This is a genomic window from Halobacterium yunchengense (genome assembly GCF_037031165.1).
Lineage (GTDB): Archaea > Halobacteriota > Halobacteria > Halobacteriales > Halobacteriaceae > Halobacterium > Halobacterium yunchengense.
On sequence record NZ_JAYEZL010000001.1, the window covers coordinates 24,391 to 40,368 of the forward strand.

A 15,978-nucleotide genomic window follows, 5' to 3' on the forward strand; every position below is an offset into this window, starting at 1 on the left:
GCGACCGGCGGCGGGCGTTCTCAGCCGGGCTGTTTTCCACGGCGCAGTAGTCGCGTCCCTCGCTTCGTTCGCTTCCCTGGGTCGCGCCCTGGACGCGGCCGACCGACGGCGAGAACGGGAGCGGCGTCAGCCGCCGAGGAACTGCTGGCGGACCTCGTCGTCGGCGAGCAGCGCGTCGCCGTCGTCCATGTAGCTGTTCTGGCCGTTCGCGAGGACGTAGCCGCGGTCGCAGCGCCGCAGCGCCTCCTTGGCGTTCTGCTCGACCATCAGCACCGCGGTGCCGTCGTCGTTGATGCGGTCGATGCGGTCGAACATCTCGTCGACGAGGTCCGGCGCCAGCCCGGCGCTCGGCTCGTCGAGCAACAGCAGGTCGGGGTCGAGCATCAGCGCGCGCCCCATCGCGAGCATCTGCTGCTGGCCGCCCGACAGCGACCCCGCCTTCTGGTCGTCCCGCTCCTCGAGGATGGGGAACCGGTCGTAGACCGCCCGGAGGCTGTCCTCGGGCACCTCGTCGAGGACGTACGCGCCCATCTCGAGGTTCTCGCGGACGGACAGCCCCGCGAACACGTTCTCGTTCTGGGGGACGTAACCGATGCCCTCGTGGATGATCTCCTCGGGCTTGCGCTCGTGGATCGCCTCGCCGGCGAACGTGATGGAGCCGCCCATGTACGTCGTCAGCCCGAACACGGACTTCATCACGGTCGACTTCCCGGCGCCGTTCGGCCCGACGACGGTGACGTGCTCGCCGTCCCGGACGTCCAGGTCGACGCCGCTCAGCACCTGGAGGTCGCCGTAGCCGGCGTCCAGGTCCCGCACCGCGAGGAGGCCGGACTCGCCGTCCGGGAGGCTGGCCTCCCTGGAGGCCTGCTGGCTCATACCTCACCCCCGAGGTAGGCCTCGATGACTTCCTCGCTGTTCCGGATCTGTTCGGGCGGCCCCTCGTCGAGGACCCGCCCCTGGTGCATGACGATGACGTGCTCGCAGTTCTCCATGATGAGGTCCATGTCGTGTTCCACGAGCAGGAAGGTCAGGCCCTGCTCGCGGAGTTCGTGTAGCTGGTCGAGGAGCTTCTCCTCGAGGGTGGGGTTGACGCCCGCGAACGGCTCGTCCAGCAGGAGGACGTCCGGGTCGGTCATCATCGCGCGCGCCAGCTCCAGGAGCTTCCGCTGGCCGCCGGAGAGGTTGCCGGCGTACTCGGTCGCGAGGTGGTCGAGTTCGAAGAACTCCAGGGTCTCCCAGGCGCGGTCGCGGAGGGCCCGTTCCTCGGCGACGACGCCGCCGCGGGTCCCCGGGAGCACGGACCGCGCGATGGACTCGCCGCTCTGGCCGCCCGGCGCCAGCATCACGTTCTCCAGGACGGTCATCTCGCCGAGCTGGCGGGCGATCTGGAACGTCCGCACGAGGCCGCGCTGGGCGATGGTGTGCGGCCGCAGCCCCGTGACGTCCTCGCCGCGGAAGTACACCTCGCCGCCGTCGGCCCTGTGGACGCCGGTGATGCAGTTGAACGTCGTCGACTTGCCGGCGCCGTTCGGCCCGATGAGCCCCGTCAGCGACCCCGCTTCCACCTCGAAGGTCGCGCCGTCGACGGCGGTGATGCCGCCGAACTCCTTCCGGAGGCCCTCGACGCGCAGCGGGACGCCGCGGGGCACCGTCTTCGCCGCCTCCTCGACCTCGGAGTCCATCGTCTCCGGTTCGACGTCCTCGGGCGCGTCGACGTCCTCGGGGAGGTCGGCGTCGGCCACGTTCGCCGGGTCCTCGTCACTCATCGGTCTCACCCCCGTCTGCGGCGGCGGCGCCGCGACCGGTCGAGCCGGTCGGGCGCGTGTCCTCGGTGAGCGCGACGCTGGAGGCGGTCTCCTTGCGCGCCCCGAGCAGGCCGTCGGGCCGCCGCTGGACGAGCACCACCAGGAGGACGCCGATGCCGATGAACCGGAGCGTGTCGATGTTGTTCAGCAGGAAGCCGGCCAGCGGCGCGAGCTCGCCGCTGGCGACCGGGACGAGCGCCTCGACGAGGTTCGCCGGGTCGGCCTGCACGTCGAAGGCGTCCGTGACGATCGAGCGGACGATGGGCGGCGCCTCGAACAGCAGGCTGGCGAACAGGGCGCCGCCGAGCACGCTCCCGGTGTTCGAGCCGGCGCCGCCGACGATGAGCGCGATGAAGATGTAGAACGTGATGTTCGGGCGGAACGTCGCCGGCGTGACCGACGCCCGGGGCCCCATCCCGAACCAGAGGATGCCCGCCAGCCCCATCAGCGCGCAGCCGAGCGCGAACGCCCGCACCTTGAAGTTCTGGGTGTCCTTGCCGAGCGACTGCGCGGCGGTCTCGTCCTCGCGGATCGCCTTCAGCACGCGGCCGTACGGCGACTTCCCCGTGCGCTCGAGGAGGAGGTAGACGCCGAGCAGGACCGCCAGCACGCCGACCGTGTAGACGGTGTTGACGACGGCGAACTGCTGGATGCCGTAGTCGGCCGCGAACGAGAACAGCACGTCGCCGACGGGAGTGGGGTCAGACGTGGGGTCCGTGGGGTTCCGGTACAGCAGCCAGGTGGCGGGGCTGGTCGGCAGGTTGCCGAAGCCGCGCGCGCCCCCGGTGACGTCCGAGAGCGCCGGCGAGTTGTAGGTGATGCGGATGATCTCGGAGATGCCGACCGTGACGATGGCGAGGTAGTCCGCCTTCAGTCTGAGCGCCGGCAGCGCCGCGACCAGTCCGATCACGGTCGCGGCGAGCACGCCCCCGAGGATGCCGAGGGGAAGGGGCAGCCCCAGTCCGGGCGGCGTCCCCGTCGGGGCACCCGACAGCATCGCCATCGTGTACGCGCCGACGGCCATGAAGCCGGCGACGCCGATGTTGAACAGGCCGGCGTACCCCCAGTGGAGGTTCAACGCGAGCACGACGAGCCCGTAGACGGCCGCGAGGAACGTCACGCGGCGGACGAGCGCCAGCTTGCCGGTGTTCGCGTAGCCGAGGTGGTCGGCGAACGCGTAGAACACCACCCAGATGGCGAGGTACATCGCCGCCACCTTCACCGCGTCGTTCGCGAACACCCGGCGCAGCACGTCGAGCGCGCCGGCGGCCGGGGAGTCGCTCGCGGACTCGCTCATGCGGTCTTCACCCCACCGAAGATGCCCGAGGGCCGGAACAGCAACACGAGGATCATCAGCGCGAACGCCGTCGGCCGGGCGAACGACGCGAGGTCGCCCTGCAGCCAGACGAGGGAGACGCGGCTCGCCAGCCCGATGAGCAGGCCGCCCGCGATGGCGCCGTAGATGGAGCCGATGCCGCCCATGATGACGGCGGCGAAGACGAGCAACAGCAGCAGCCAGCCGGTCTGGAAGCCGAGGCCGCCCTGGGAGAGCACAAGCAGGAACCCGGCGGCGCCGGTCAGCCCGGCGCCGATCAGCCAGGTGGACGTGATGACGCGCTCGACGGGGATGCCGGTGACCTGCGCGAGCGAGCGGTTGTCCGCCATCGCGCGCATCGCCTTCCCGAGTTTGGTGCGCTGGAGGAGCACGTGCAGCCCGACCATGAGGACGGCCGCGGTGACGACGAGCGTGACCTCGTGGGCGTCGACGATGACGCCGCCGAGGTTCACGGACGGCAGGTCCTCGCCGGAGGTGACGATGCGGCGCTGGTTCCCGAACACGAGCGCCACGAAGTACCGGACGGCGAACGCGACCCCGATGGACGCGATGAGCAGGGAGATGCCGTCGGCGTCCCGCATCGGCCGGTAGACGAGGCGGTCGAGCACGAGCGCGAGCGCGACGGTCGCCGCGGCGGCGACGGCGAGCCCGATGACGACCGCGGCCGGCGACAGCACGATGTTCGCGCCGGCCTGCAGCGGCGGCGTGCGCAGCAACACGAGGCTGACGAGGTCGGCGTCCTCGAGGCGGTGGGCGCCAAGCCCGGTGAGGAGGTGGACGGCGGTCTCCGAAATCTTCAGCAGGCCGCCGATGCCGGCGATGACGTACGTCGCGGCCCACCCGGAGAACGCGCCCGCGGTGATGTAGTCGCCGTGCGCGAAGTTCGCGAAGTTCAGGATGCTGTACGTCAGCGACAGGCCGATGCTCGCGAGGCCGATGATGGCGCCGATGACGACGCCGTCCCAGACGTAGCCGGCGACCTGGCCGAGGCCGACGTGGCCGCCGAACCAGAGCGCGAACCAGGGCGTCCGGAGCGGCCCGAGCGCGACGCCCGCGAGTTTCGCGAGGAGGTCGAGGAGGAGTAGCGCGGCGAACGCGGCGACGGCGGCCGCGCCGGGGCTGCTCCGGGCGAATCCGAGTCCGCGTTCGACGGTTGCGTTCGCGTCCATGTGTGTGTCTCTCGTGGTACGCTCAGACACGGAAGGGTAAATAAACCTCGCCTCCCGCCGCAGGAATTGACGCGTCCGACAGCCCGGACGCCGTCCCCGAGAAACGGGACGGCTGTGGCGACCGGGCGGGCCGGACGTGTCGCCGGCGTGACTCAGACCGCGGCGGACGGGTCGCGGCCGAAGCTCGGACAGCAGCGGCCGTCTCGCCGTCGTGGCTCAGACCGCGTCGACGCCCGTGTCGCCGGTGCGGATCTGGACGGCGTGCGCGACCGGCAGCACGAAGACCTTGCCGTCGCCGGACTCGCCGGTGTGGGCGGCGTCGCGAATCGCCTCGACGACGTCGTCGACGGGGACGTCCGCGACGACACACTCGACTTTCACCTTCTGGTGGAGGTCGACGGTGTACTCCTCGCCGCGCCACTGCTCGGTCAGCACGGGCTGGCTGCCGCGCCCGGAGACGTCCGTGACGGTCAGGCTGGGCGCGCCGACGTTCGCGAGCGCCTCCTTCGTGGCGGAGAGCTTCTCCGGGCGGATGACGGCCATGACGAGCGCGACGTCCGTGTCGACGTCAGTCACCGTCGCTCACCTCGCCGCCGTCGGTGGCCATCCCACCGGGGTCGCCGCTCGCGACCGTCGGCCCGGAGTCGTTGCCGGCGTCGACGAACTCGGGGTAGGCGGTGTAGCCGTGTTCGCTGCGGTCGAGGCCGAGCGCCTCGTCGTCGTCGTCGACGCGCAGACCGACGGCCGCGTCCGCGACCTTGAACACGACCCACGTGGTCGCGACGGTCCACGCGACGATGACGGCGATGCCGGCGGCCTGCATCGCGAACTGGGTCGCGGAGAAGCCCTCGACGGCGAACACCGGGATCAGCAGCGTGCCGAGGGCGCCGGCGCTCCCGTGGACGGGGAAGACGGCGGCGACGTCGTCGACCTTCAGGGAGTCCGTGACCCAGCGGTAGACGACCGGGGCCTGCGCGCCGCCGAGGGCGCCGAGCGCGAGGCCGCCGACCCACGTGACGTGCGGGACGGCGCCGGTGACGGCGACGAGGCCGGCGAGCAGGCCGCTCGCGGTGAACAGGGGGTCTGGCTTGCCCTCGGTCCACGCGGTGACGAGCGCGGCGGCGACCGCGCCGCCGCCCATGCCGAGCGTGGTGTTGAGCGCGACGCGGCCGAGCGTGTCGCCGCTGAACGCGAGCGCGCCGTCCTCGACGGACAGCACGGCGGCCTGCGTGCCGACGTTGAAGCCGTACCAGCCGAACGCGAGGATGAACGTCCCGAGGACGGCGAGCGTGATCGAGTGGCCGGGAATCGGCTGGCTCTCGCCGTCGGCGTCGTACCGCCCCTTCCGGGGGCCGACCATGGCCGCGCCGACGAGCGCGGCGACGCCGCCGAGCATGTGGACGACGGTCGCGCCGGCGAAGTCCTGGAAGCCGGTGCCGAGCGCCTCGCCGAGGTAGCCGGCGCTGGACAGCAGGCCGGTGCCGCCCCACGCCATCCCCGCGACGACGGGGTAGATGAACGCGGTGAGGCCGACGGAGTAGAAGACGTACGCCTCGAACTTGATGCGCTCGGCGACGGCGCCGGAGACGATGGTCGCGGCGGTCATCGCGAACACCGCGCTGAAGAGGTACGACCCGACCCACGTGCCGGAGTCGGAGGCGTACGCGAACGCCGCGCCGACGTCGAGCGCGAGGCCGGGCGTGGTGAGCTGGCCGGCGACGGCGACGACGCCGAGGCCCACGAGGAAGAACACCACGACGCCCATCCCCCAGTCCATGAGGTTCTTCATGAGGACGTTCGCGACGTTCTTCGCGCGCACCTGGCCGGCCTCCAGCATCGCGAACCCGGGCTGCATGAAGAAGATGAGGAAGCAGGCGACGAGCGTCCACACGGTGTTGACGCCCTCCACGACCGTGCCGGGGTCGGCCGCCGAGAGGACCGTCGGGTCAAGCACCGGCGGCCACCCCGGAACGACCGCGGTTCGGTTCGTTTTCGTTTTCGGGCTCTACCAGTGGGAATTCGGTAGTTTCGACCGAATTCACTCCACGTTCGGGCATTGATCTCGACACGGAACTGGACACCACGCTCCCGGACTAAAGCGTACCGTACAAAGACATAACCTAATACAGTCCTGTCGGTACTGTTGGAACTGTTTAAGGATGATACGATACGATTCTGAAGGAATATCCATTATTTCCGGACGAGTGTTCGTTACATTCTGGGCGTGAGCGCGCCCTGCTACGGCGGCCCGCCTAGAACAGCGAGAGGCCGACGCTGTACGCCCACCCGGCGGCGCCGGACGCGGCGACGACGAGCGCGCCGCCCGCCAGCGCGACGTTCTTCAGGAACGACGTCAGTTCGTCCTGGGCCTGGTCCTCGGGGACCGCCCAGAAGTCGTGCATCGTCACCGCGGACGCGACCAGGAAGGCGGCGAGCGCGAGCGCGCCGGCGACCGGGAACGCGCCGACGGCGACGGCGAGTCCGCCGAGCGCGAGCACGGCCCCCGAGGCCAGCACGGAGAGCTTCGGGGCGGGGAGGCCCTTGTGCTGGGCGTACCCCGTCATCTGCTCGGTCTGCAGGAAGTGGTTGAGGCCCATGAACGCGAGGACGCCGCCGAACAGCAGGCGTCCGCCGAGCAGCGCGAGGTCCGCGGCGGCCATCACTCGGCCACCTCCGCTCCGGCGAGGGACCGGCCCGGCTGTGGTGCGCTCGATTCGACTGACGTTTGGATAGTCGATTTCGTCACGTTACTTGGTTCGCGGTGGAACCTACTTGTACGTTCGGCGATACGAACGCCACCGGGTGACGCGCGTGTCGCCGACCAGTACGCGGACTGACCTGACTGCCTCCAGTCACGGGTACGGTGGCGCGGTACGGTGGCGAGAGTGCCGCGGTACGGTAGCGAGAGTCCCGCAGTACGATGGCCAGAGTGCCGCGGTACGATGGCCAGAGTGTGAGCGACGCGTCCGCGGGACCGTCAGTAGCCGACGCCCGTGGGGGCGTCCGGCAGGTCGTTCGGTTCGGCGTCCATCCCGAGTTCCTCGAGCGCCTGCCGCACGTGGCGGTCCTCGGCGAAGTCCGCGCCGTCCGCCTCCCGGAGGCGCTGGGCGGTCGCCAGCACCTCGCCGCGCCGGCCGTCCGGGATGTCGTACTTGTCCGCGCTCAACTCGACGACGAGGCCGTTGTTGTCCTGGGTGTACAGCGAGAAGAAGATGCCGCGGTCGAAGACGTTGTAGCCGTGCCCCGCGTCGTCGAGCGCCCCCATCACGTCCTCGAAGTCCTCGGCGGCGATGGAGAAACACAGGTGGTGGACGCCACCGGTCGGCGTGGGCATCCGACCGCGGTTGGACGCGCGGTCGTCGCTGACGAACACGGTGAGGATGCGTCCGTCGCCCGTGTCGAAGAAGAGGTGCGTCTGCGAGGGGTCGTCGAGGTTCGGCTGCCGGAGCACGAGCGGCATCCCGAGCAGGTCGCGGTAGAACGCGATGGTGTCCTCGGCGTTGCTCCCCCAGATGGTCACGTGGTCGGTCCCCGTCGTGTGGAACGGACTGTCCGGCGCCTCCGCGGACACCGGGATGGAGTCGTCTGCCATGGCGGTCGGTACGCCGCCCGCGCGGATAAGCGCTCGCGGATGGCGGCGTCACCCGGTGACGGGCGTGTCAGGTGGCGAGTGCCCGGCGGCGCCGCAAGCGCCACCGCTTTATCGGCCGACGGCCTACGCGCTGGCGTGCAGATTGTCGGGTACGAGACGGCGCCCGGCGACGGGCCCCCGGCCCTCCGCGTCGCCAGCGGCGGCAGCGTCGACCGCGTGCCGCTGCTCGCCGGCGAGGAAATCGCGTACGCGCTCGGCGAGCGCCACTGCGCCGGCGTCGACCGCGGCGGCGACGGCCACGAGGCCTGCGACAGCCCCGACGCGCCGCACTGCGACGAGCACACGTCGACGTGGCCGTGCGCGCGCTGCGTGGGCAACTGCGCGATGCCCCTGGAGTCCTGCCACGAGGAACACGCCGTCTACCTCGCCGCGTTCGCGCCCGACGTCTTCAAGGTCGGCGTGACGCGGTCGTGGCGCCTCGACACCAGGCTGCGCGAGCAGGGCGCCGACCGCGCCGCGCACGTCCGGACCGTCGAGGACGGCCGGCGCGCGCGCCGCGTCGAGTACGGCATCGCCGCGGAGATCCCGGACCGCGTGCGCGTCCCGACGAAGGTCGAGGGGTTCGGCGAGCGAGTCGACGCCGCGGCGTGGGACGCCCTCGTCGCGGACTACGACCCCATCGAGGAGTTCGACTTCGACTACGGGCTCGGCCTCGACCGCCGGCCCGTCGCGGAGACGATGGCGACCGGGACGGTCGTCGGGACGAAGGGCCGCGTGCTCGTCCTCGAACGCCAGGGGACGACGTACGCCGTCGACATGCGCGACCTCGTCGGCTACGACGTCACCCCTGACGGGGGGGGCCGCGACGTCCAGTCGAGTCTCGGCGCGTTCTGACCGGCGCCAAAGAGCGCTTTTTTCCGTGCGGCCGGCGAACCCACCGCGTATGGCTGACGACGAACCCGAGGCCGACGACTCGAACGGCGACAGCGAGGAGAAGTCCTTCCGAGAGCGCGTCGAGGAGATCCGCGAGGAGCGCGCCCAGGAACGCGAGGAGGGCGAGGGGGACGACCGCCGCGAGCGCATGGAGGAGGCCATGGGCGGCGGTGGCGGCCCCGGCGGCATGGGCGGCCCCGGCCGCGAGGAGTCCGGCGGCGGCACCAGCGAGAAGGTCGAGCGCGAGCTCGAGCAGCTCCGGAAGGAACTCGAGCGCACGAACAACAAGCTCGACCGCATCGCGAACGCGCTCGAGGACTGAGCGCGGCGGTCCGACTGCGGTTTCTCTCGGAGCTGTCAGTCCAGCAGCCGCGCGCACACCGGCCGGTGCAGTCAGTCCAGCAGTTGCTCGTACACCGACCGGAGTTCCTCGATGGCGCGCGCGACGCTGACGTCGTCGCGGCGGTCGAGGCAGTTCTCGGAGAGCCGGTCGCGCTCGGCGAGCGTCCGCCGGATGGCGGTCCGGAACCCCTCGATGTCGCCGGGCTCGTAGTGGTAGCCCGTCTCGCCGTCCACGACGGTCTCCGCGAGCGCGCCCGCGTTCACGCCCGCGACCGGCGTGCCGCAGGCGTTCGCCTCCAGGGCGACCAGTCCCTCCGTCTCGACGGGGCTGGGGAACGCGAACGCGTCCAGGACCGAGTAGAACGCCGGCAGGTCCTCGCGGTCGAGGAATCCCAGGAAGCGCGCGTCGACGCCGCGGTCGCGGGCGGCGGCCTCGAGGTCGTCACGCGCCGGCCCGTCGCCGCCGAACACGAGCGTCGCCTCGAGGTCCTCGGCGGCCTCCACGAGGTCGAACAGCTGCTTCTCGTAGCCGTGGCGGCCCGTGTACCCGACGAGCGGTCGGTCGTCGGGCAGCGAGTACCGCCGCCGGAAGTCGTCCGCGTCGACCGGCCGGAACTGGTCGACGTCGACGCCGTTCGGCAGCGGCTCGACGGGGACGTCGACGCCGAGGTCCCAGACGTGGTCGCGGGCGCGCTCGCTCGGCGTCAACACGAGGTCCGCGCGGTCGAGGAACCACCGCTCCCAGCGCTCGCTGGCCGCCCGCACCGGCCCCGTCGCGGCGTCCGGCACGACGTAGTCGGCGTACTCCGCGGTCGGCGTGTGGTAGGAGGCGACGAGCGGCACGTCGTGGCCGTGTGCGTACCGCCAGCCCGCGAGCCCGAGGCCGAACGGCGTGTGCGCGTGCACCAGGTCGGCGTCGACGTCCGCGACGGCCGACGGCGTCCGCGGCAGGGCGACGCGGTAGCCGTCGTAGAACGGGAACCGCAGGCTCGGGACGTCGTACTCGCCGGCGCCGGGGTCGTGCGAGGAGCGCGGGTAGACGACGGGCATCTCGCCGCCGCGCTCCCGCCAGCGGTCCCGCCACGTCGACACTGTGTACGTCACGCCGTTCACCGTCGGCAGGTAGGAGTCCGTGAACGCCGCGACGGTCGGCAGGTCCCCGCTCACGCTACCCCTCCGCGGAGTCGGCGTCGGTCGTTCGGACGGCCCGTTCGCCCGGCGTCGCGGCGTCCTCGAGGCGGCCCTCGAGCAGCGCCTCGTAGACGGCCTCGAGCTGGTCGCCGACGCGGTCGAGGCTGTGTTCGGCGGCGGTCTCGCGCGCGTTCTCGCCGAGGCGCTCGCGGAGGCCGGGGTCGTCCGCGAGCCGGTCCAGGGCGTCCCGGAACTCCGCGAACGTCGAACACATCAGACAGTCCTCGCCGTCCGTGAAGAACTCCCGGAACACCTCGATGTCCCGGAGGACGACGGGCTTCCCGCAGGCCATCGCCTCCAGGACGGCGATGCCCTGGTTCTCGACCTTCGCGGGGAAGAGGTAGACGTCGCCCGCGCCGAACGCGGCGCGCTTGTCCGCCATGTAGCCCGTGAACGTCACGTTCTCGGGTGGATTGTTCACCCACTTCCGGGTGGCCTTCCCGGCCTGTGGCCCCTCGTCGTAGGGCCCGAACCACGCGAAGTCGTACTCCGTGGCCTCCGCGAGCTCGCAGAACGTCGTGAGGCCCTTCCGCTCGAACACCTCGCCGACCGCGTACACGACGAGGCCGTCGAGGTCGAAGCGCTCGCGGGTCTCCTCGCGGAAGTCCTCGTAGCCCCGCATGCTCTCGACGTCCACGCCGTTCGAGATGGGGCGGATGGGCGCCTCGACGGGGTAGGACTCCAGTACGCCCTTCGTGTACTCGCTGGGGCAGAGCACGAGGTCGGCCTGCGAGTAGAACCACCGCAGGTACGGCTCCAGCGCCGGCGCCACCCTCGTCGACCCCCGGAAGGACTCCGCGAAGTCCTCCCGCGTGAGGTGGGCGTGCAGCACGAGCGGGGCGTCGTTCCGTCTGGCGTGCCGCGCCACCGCGACGCTCCCCGGGCCGACGAGGTTGCAGTGTGCGACGTCGTACTCCGCGAAGTACCCCTCGCCCGCGAACAGCGTGCCCAGCGACTGCACGGGGTTGCCGGCCCGCCACGGCGTCTCCACCACCTCGACGTCCGTCCGCGCGAGGGCCGCCCGCTGCTGGCGGGTCGCGGTCACCATCCCCCCGCGGACCCGGTCCTCGAACTCGAGGTAGTTCAGCGCCCGCATTACGCGACGCAAACCGGTCGCGGCCGATAACCCTACCGGAACTGTCTTGGGTCGCGGCCGTGCCACGGGCCGTATGGGCATCGCCGCGGAACGCATCGACCGCCTCCACGACCTCGCGCGGCGGGCCGCCCGGGAGGGCGACGACGACCGGGCCCGCAAGTACGTGCGGCTGGCGCGCCGCCTTGCGGAACGGAACCGCCTGCGGCTCCCCCGGGAGTTCCGGCGGTTCACGTGCGACGCCTGCGACGCCTACCTGATTCCCGGCCGGAACGCCCGCGTCCGCACCCGGGACGGCCACGTCGTCGTCACCTGCGACTGCGGCGCCCAGTCGCGGTACCCCTACGAGTAGCCGCGACAGCCGCCAGCGCGGTCTCGGGGCGTCTCCCCATGCAACAAGTTTCAAAGCCTCGCGGCCGGTACACTGGCCCAGAGATGACCGAGGACCTAGCGAAGAAGGCCCACGAGGCCGACGTCACCGTCTGGGTGGGGAAGGCCGGCGTCGACGCCGTCGCCGACGAGCTCGCCGACCAGCTGGACGACCGCGACGTCGTGAAGGTGAAGTTCCTGCGGGCAGCCCGCGGCGGGTCGTCCACGGCGGAGCTGGCCGACGAACTCGGCGACCTCGCGGACGCCGACCTCGTCGAGACGCGCGGGAACACGGCGGTGTACAAGTGATGTTCCGGGGGGCATCCGGCGCCGTGGCGAGCGTCGACCCGCTGCCGTTCCTCGAGGACCTCGTCCCGCAGTACGCGGGCGCCCTGACGCAGTTCGTCTACTTCGTCGCGGCGTTCCTCGCCGTCTACCTCCTCGGGCGGCTCGTCGTCCGGCCGCTGTTCGACCGCGTGCTCCGACGCCGCGACCTCGACGAGCACGCGCGCAAGCCGCTGCGGAAGGTGCTGTCGTTCGCCGTCGTCTTCGTCGCCGTCTCGGTGGCGTTCGGGTTCGCCGGCTACGGCAGCTTCCTGACGAGTCTCGCGACCATCGCGGCGGCCGCGACGCTCGCGGTCGGGTTCGCGATGCAGGACGTCATCGCGAACTTCGTCGCGGGCGTGTTCATCTACACGGACGAGCCGTTCCGCGTCGGCGACTGGATCGAGTGGGACGGCAACTCGGGCGTCGTCGAGGACATCAGCCTGCGCGTGACGCGCGTGCGGACGTTCGACAACGAGCTCCTGACGGTGCCGAACTCCGTGCTGACCTCGGGCGTGGTCAAGAACCCGGTCGCGAAAGAGCGGCTCCGCCAGCAGTTCATGTTCGGCATCGGCTACGACGACGACATCGACGAGGCCACGGAGATCATCCTCGAGGAGGCCCAGGCCCACGACGGCATCCTCGACGACCCGGGCGTCACCGTCCGCCTCACGGAGCTCGGGGACTCCTACGTCGGCCTCAAGTCGCGGTTCTGGATCGACGACCCGTCCCGGTCGGACTTCGTGAAGACCCGCAGCGAGTACGTGCAGGCCGTCAAGGAGCGCTTCGACGAGGCGGGCATCGACATCCCGTACCCGGTCCGAACGCTCGACGGCAGCGTCGACGTCGACCTCGCGGGCGAACCGGCGACCGAGCACCTCGAGGGGTAGCGGGCTCCGCGGGCGGTCACTCGATTTCTCGCCGCATGCAGGTCGCGGTCGTCGGACAGACGTCGCCGAACTGCGCGGTCTCGCGGACGCTCGCGGGCGCTGCGTCCCGGTCGACGACGTCGTAGCCGAGGCCGTCGAAGAACGCGGTCGCCGTCGTCGTCAGCAGGAAGACCTCGCGGACGCCGGCGTCCCGCGCCGCCGCTTCGAGCGTCCCGCAGACAGCAGTTCCGTGGCCGCGGCCGCGGTGTGCGGCCGCGACGACGACCGACCGCAGCAGCGCGGCGTCGCCGCACAGTTCGAGGCCGCCGCCGGCGGTGACGAGGCCGTCGACGCGGCCGACGTAGTACCGGCCGCCGCCCGCGCGGACGTGGCCGTCCGGCAGGCCGGCGTCGGCGAGCAGGGCCGCGAGCGCCTCGCGGTCCCGGCCGGTGGCGCGCCGGACTGTCAGCCCGTCGTCCGGCACGGGCCGTCACCCCAGGAGACGGCGACCTGGACGCCGCCGGGCAGGTCGTAGGCGAGCGCGCGACACTGCTCGACGCAGCGAGCGAGCCGGCGGGCGCGTCGCCCGAGAACGACTGCCGTCGCGAGCACGAGCGCCGACGCGGCAGCGGCCAGCGGCGCGCTCGCTGCCCACACGAGGACGGCGAGAACCGGCGCGAGGGCGTAGCTCGCGGCGACGTCGGTCCACGAGAGTCGTTCGAGTGCGGTGCGAGTCGAGTCGGCGGTGGGTGGCAGGGACATCGTGGGGGTTGGAGTGTCCGTGTGCAGTCAGTGTCGCCTCGCGTCGGTCGGTTTCCGGGCTTCGATGGCGGCGGGTGCGACGTGGTCGACGCCGCGGTCGCTCCCGTCGCCGTCGAGCGTCACGGCGACGTCCGCGAAGCCGGCCTCACGGAGCATCGACTCGAGGGCGTCGGGCGCGGCCGCGCCGCCGACGCACGCGGCGACGGCGTCGGGGTCCTCGCGGACCGCCGGCGGGATCTCGTCGACGGCGACCAGGTCGGAGACCGCGAGGCGGCCGCCAGGGGCCAGGACGCGGAAGGCCTCGCGGAACACGCGCGGCTTGTCCGGCGAGAGGTTCACCACGCAGTTCGAGACGACGGCGTCGACGGACGCGTCGGCGACCGGGAGGTGTTCGATCTCGCCGAGGCGGAACTCGACGTTCTCGAGGTCGGCGTCCGCGGCGTTCTCGCGGGCCGTATCTATCATCTCCGGCGTCATGTCGACGCCGACGACGCGGCCGTCCGGGCCGACTTCGCGCGCCGCGAGCAAGCAGTCGAAGCCGCCGCCGGAGCCGAGGTCGAGGACCACCTCCCCCGCCTCGAGTTCGGCGATCGCGCGTGGGTTCCCGCAGGACAGCCCGAGGTTCGCGCCGTCCGGTGCGGCGTCGACGTCGTCGGCCGAGTAGCCGACCTGGCGAGCGATGGCGCTCGCGTCGGCTCCGGACCCGGCACAGCAGTCGGCGTCGGCGCCGCCAGTCGGACCGTCGCTCCCGCAGCAGCCGCCGGTGGCGGCGTCGGCGTACCGCTCGCGGACGGCACTGCGTCGCGCGGCGGCGTCGAGGTCGCCGGCGCTCCGGTCGCCGGTCGCGCCGTCAGTCATCGCCGCCCCTCCGCGTGTCGTCGAGCACGGCGAGGACGCGTTCGGCGCGCTCCGTGGCGGTGTAGTACCGCCAGCGCCCCTCCTTCCGCCGGTCGACGAGCCCCGCGGTGAACAGCCGGGAGAGCGCCTGACTGACCGCGCTCTGGCTGACGCCGAGCGCCGGTTCGACCTCGCAGACGCAGACGCCGTCGTCGTCGCCGGCGGCGACGATCCGCAGCGCCTCGTAGCGCGTGTCGTTGCCCAGCGTCGACAGCACCTCGACGTCGGCGGCGAGGTCGCGGTCCGGCAGCGAGTGCGTCGCGGCGCAGCACCTGCCCGGAGTCTCCTGTGCGTCGTCCGTTCCGGCGTCGATCTCCTGTCCAGTCATCTTAGCTAGCGCTAATATTAGCGTACAGTAATATAATGGTTCGGGTGGCCGCGGGTCGCCGCCGGAAACTACCGGCATCGTCCGGGAGAGCCCACAGGACACCGGGATGCGGCACCGGAGCGGCCCCAGGACACCGGGTTGCGGCACCGGAGCGTACAGTTACACGGCTGGACGCCGAACTGTGAGGCGGGGCCGCTCCCATGACCTGTGACACGAGGCCGCGACCATGACCGACGACCCGGCGTTCCACCACCTTCGGGCCGGACTCGACGCGCTGCCGCCCGTCGAGCGGACGGTCGGCGGCGGCGAGTTACGCGAAACCCGGCAGTTCCGCGGACTGACCCTCGACCAGGCAGCGGGCTACCTCGTGAGCCTGGGCGGCGAGCGAGTCCGGACGGACCGCGTCGAGGGGGCGGGCTGGACCGCGGACCTCTCCGCGCGCCGCGTGCCCGTCGGCCCGTCGTACCGGCTGACGGAGGTCACGGTGACGTGGGCCGGCGACCCGGAGGTCCTCGAACCGCTCATCGTGCGGTTCCGGCTGAAGGCGTTCCGCGCGCCCGGATGACGGCGCCGCGTCTACGCGTGAACGCACTGTAGCGCCGCGACTACGCGGCGTGGATGCGGTATGAATGGTGGACGGGCCGGGGTCGCCCGGCGTTCCGGCCCGGGTAGTCCCGGTCGCCTCCTCCACCCCGCGACCCTCCGAGCGACGGACGTCCGGTGCTCCGCTGCTCACTTCCGTGCCTGACGGAGTGGCACCGGCGAACCGCGACGACGACACCCCTGCAGGTGCGCGCCGCGGACCGCCGTCCCCGAAGGACGAGGCTTCCACGTTGGCTCCCGGGGCCCGGACAGGTCGACCGGACTCGCCCGGATTTCGGCCCCCGCTGATGACTGTACCGCGGGTGACGGGCGGGGCCAAACCGCCCGGCCTAGTCCAGTTCGTCGTAGGCGACTCCCTCTTAAGG

General features: G+C 71.7%; 20 protein-coding genes and 1 other RNA gene. 6 read left to right on the plus strand and 15 right to left on the minus strand.

All coding sequences use genetic code 11. From position 1 onward, the window contains the following. Window positions 1–126: 126 nt before the first annotated feature. The 8 genes from U5911_RS00150 to U5911_RS00185 form a co-directional block, all read right to left on the minus strand. On the minus strand, window positions 127–876 hold the full coding sequence (locus U5911_RS00150) for an ABC transporter ATP-binding protein (RefSeq protein WP_336034259.1): 750 nt from the start codon (window positions 874–876) through the stop codon (window positions 127–129). After that, a complete protein-coding gene (locus U5911_RS00155; protein WP_418771471.1) occupies window positions 873–1,766 on the minus strand; it encodes an ABC transporter ATP-binding protein in 894 nt (297 codons plus the stop codon). Before U5911_RS00155 ends, U5911_RS00150 begins: the two co-directional genes overlap by 4 nt. Further along, the gene (locus tag U5911_RS00160; protein ID WP_336034261.1) at window positions 1,759–3,102 is read right to left on the minus strand and encodes a branched-chain amino acid ABC transporter permease; all 1,344 of its coding nucleotides are present in this window, start codon (window positions 3,100–3,102) and stop codon (window positions 1,759–1,761) included. The genes U5911_RS00155 and U5911_RS00160 overlap by 8 nt, the downstream gene beginning before the upstream one ends. Next, complete coding sequence (locus U5911_RS00165) at window positions 3,099–4,310, minus strand: branched-chain amino acid ABC transporter permease (protein WP_336034262.1); 1,212 nt, start codon at window positions 4,308–4,310, stop codon at window positions 3,099–3,101. Before U5911_RS00165 ends, U5911_RS00160 begins: the two co-directional genes overlap by 4 nt. 216 nt (window positions 4,311–4,526) lie before the next feature. Further along, window positions 4,527–4,853 (minus strand): P-II family nitrogen regulator, encoded by a 327-nt coding sequence (locus tag U5911_RS00170; protein WP_336035858.1) that lies wholly within the window; start codon window positions 4,851–4,853, stop codon window positions 4,527–4,529. Window positions 4,854–4,878: 25 nt separating this feature from the next. After that, on the minus strand, window positions 4,879–6,264 hold the full coding sequence (locus U5911_RS00175; protein WP_336034264.1) for an ammonium transporter: 1,386 nt from the start codon (window positions 6,262–6,264) through the stop codon (window positions 4,879–4,881). A gap of 298 nt (window positions 6,265–6,562) precedes the next feature. After that, on the minus strand, window positions 6,563–6,970 hold the full coding sequence (locus U5911_RS00180) for a DoxX family membrane protein (protein ID WP_336034265.1): 408 nt from the start codon (window positions 6,968–6,970) through the stop codon (window positions 6,563–6,565). Window positions 6,971–7,287: 317 nt separating this feature from the next. Next, a complete protein-coding gene (locus U5911_RS00185) occupies window positions 7,288–7,902 on the minus strand; it encodes a VOC family protein (RefSeq protein ID WP_336034266.1) in 615 nt (204 codons plus the stop codon). A 135-nt stretch (window positions 7,903–8,037) separates the two neighbouring features. Here U5911_RS00185 and U5911_RS00190 point away from each other — a divergent pair, with 135 nt between their 5' ends. Both U5911_RS00190 and U5911_RS00195 read left to right on the plus strand, forming a co-directional pair. Further along, window positions 8,038–8,796, plus strand: coding sequence for a DUF2797 domain-containing protein (locus tag U5911_RS00190; protein WP_336034268.1), 759 nt, complete (start codon window positions 8,038–8,040; stop codon window positions 8,794–8,796). A 49-nt stretch (window positions 8,797–8,845) separates the two neighbouring features. Further along, entirely contained in the window at window positions 8,846–9,157 is a 312-nt protein-coding gene (locus U5911_RS00195) for a hypothetical protein (protein ID WP_336034269.1), read from the plus strand. A 71-nt stretch (window positions 9,158–9,228) separates the two neighbouring features. On the opposite strand, the gene U5911_RS00200 is transcribed toward U5911_RS00195, so the two are convergent. Together U5911_RS00200 and U5911_RS00205 are read right to left on the minus strand one after the other, a co-directional pair. After that, window positions 9,229–10,332, minus strand: coding sequence for a glycosyltransferase (locus tag U5911_RS00200; RefSeq protein ID WP_418771514.1), 1,104 nt, complete (start codon window positions 10,330–10,332; stop codon window positions 9,229–9,231). Between the two features lie 13 nt (window positions 10,333–10,345). Then, complete coding sequence (locus tag U5911_RS00205) at window positions 10,346–11,464, minus strand: glycosyltransferase family 4 protein (protein ID WP_336034272.1); 1,119 nt, start codon at window positions 11,462–11,464, stop codon at window positions 10,346–10,348. Window positions 11,465–11,537: 73 nt separating this feature from the next. Here U5911_RS00205 and U5911_RS00210 point away from each other — a divergent pair, with 73 nt between their 5' ends. The 3 genes from U5911_RS00210 (at window position 11,538) to U5911_RS00220 (ending at window position 13,044) form a co-directional block, all read left to right on the plus strand. Continuing rightward, window positions 11,538–11,813 (plus strand): ribonuclease P protein component 4, encoded by a 276-nt coding sequence (locus U5911_RS00210; protein WP_336034274.1) that lies wholly within the window; start codon window positions 11,538–11,540, stop codon window positions 11,811–11,813. 83 nt (window positions 11,814–11,896) lie between these two features. Beyond that, window positions 11,897–12,139: a YhbY family RNA-binding protein gene (locus tag U5911_RS00215; protein WP_336034276.1), complete on the plus strand. Its 243-nt coding sequence runs from the start codon at window positions 11,897–11,899 to the stop codon at window positions 12,137–12,139. Next, window positions 12,139–13,044: a mechanosensitive ion channel family protein gene (locus tag U5911_RS00220; RefSeq protein ID WP_336034278.1), complete on the plus strand. Its 906-nt coding sequence runs from the start codon at window positions 12,139–12,141 to the stop codon at window positions 13,042–13,044. The genes U5911_RS00215 and U5911_RS00220 overlap by 1 nt, the downstream gene beginning before the upstream one ends. Window positions 13,045–13,060: 16 nt before the next feature. Here the strand turns inward: U5911_RS00220 and arsN2 are convergent, their stop codons facing one another. Genes arsN2 through U5911_RS00240 form a run of 4 tightly spaced genes read right to left on the minus strand, consistent with a single transcriptional unit; the run spans window position 13,061 to window position 15,010 of the window. Continuing rightward, a complete protein-coding gene (gene arsN2, locus U5911_RS00225) occupies window positions 13,061–13,507 on the minus strand; it encodes an arsenic resistance N-acetyltransferase ArsN2 (RefSeq protein WP_336034279.1) in 447 nt (148 codons plus the stop codon). Further along, entirely contained in the window at window positions 13,489–13,785 is a 297-nt protein-coding gene (locus U5911_RS00230; RefSeq protein ID WP_336034280.1) for a hypothetical protein, read from the minus strand. The genes arsN2 and U5911_RS00230 overlap by 19 nt, the downstream gene beginning before the upstream one ends. Before the next feature lie 27 nt (window positions 13,786–13,812). Further along, window positions 13,813–14,643: an arsenite methyltransferase gene (gene arsM, locus U5911_RS00235; RefSeq protein WP_336034282.1), complete on the minus strand. Its 831-nt coding sequence runs from the start codon at window positions 14,641–14,643 to the stop codon at window positions 13,813–13,815. Continuing rightward, window positions 14,636–15,010, minus strand: a complete 375-nt coding sequence (locus U5911_RS00240) for an ArsR/SmtB family transcription factor (protein WP_336034284.1) — start codon at window positions 15,008–15,010, stop codon at window positions 14,636–14,638. Before U5911_RS00240 ends, arsM begins: the two co-directional genes overlap by 8 nt. A 226-nt stretch (window positions 15,011–15,236) precedes the next feature. On the opposite strand from U5911_RS00240, the gene U5911_RS00245 reads away from it, so the two are divergent. Continuing rightward, entirely contained in the window at window positions 15,237–15,575 is a 339-nt protein-coding gene (locus U5911_RS00245; RefSeq protein WP_336034286.1) for a MoaD-like domain-containing protein, read from the plus strand. Window positions 15,576–15,640: 65 nt separating this feature from the next. On the opposite strand, the gene ffs is transcribed toward U5911_RS00245, so the two are convergent. Beyond that, an RNA gene (gene ffs, locus U5911_RS00250) (signal recognition particle sRNA) lies at window positions 15,641–15,953 on the minus strand. Window positions 15,954–15,978: the final 25 nt, after the last annotated feature.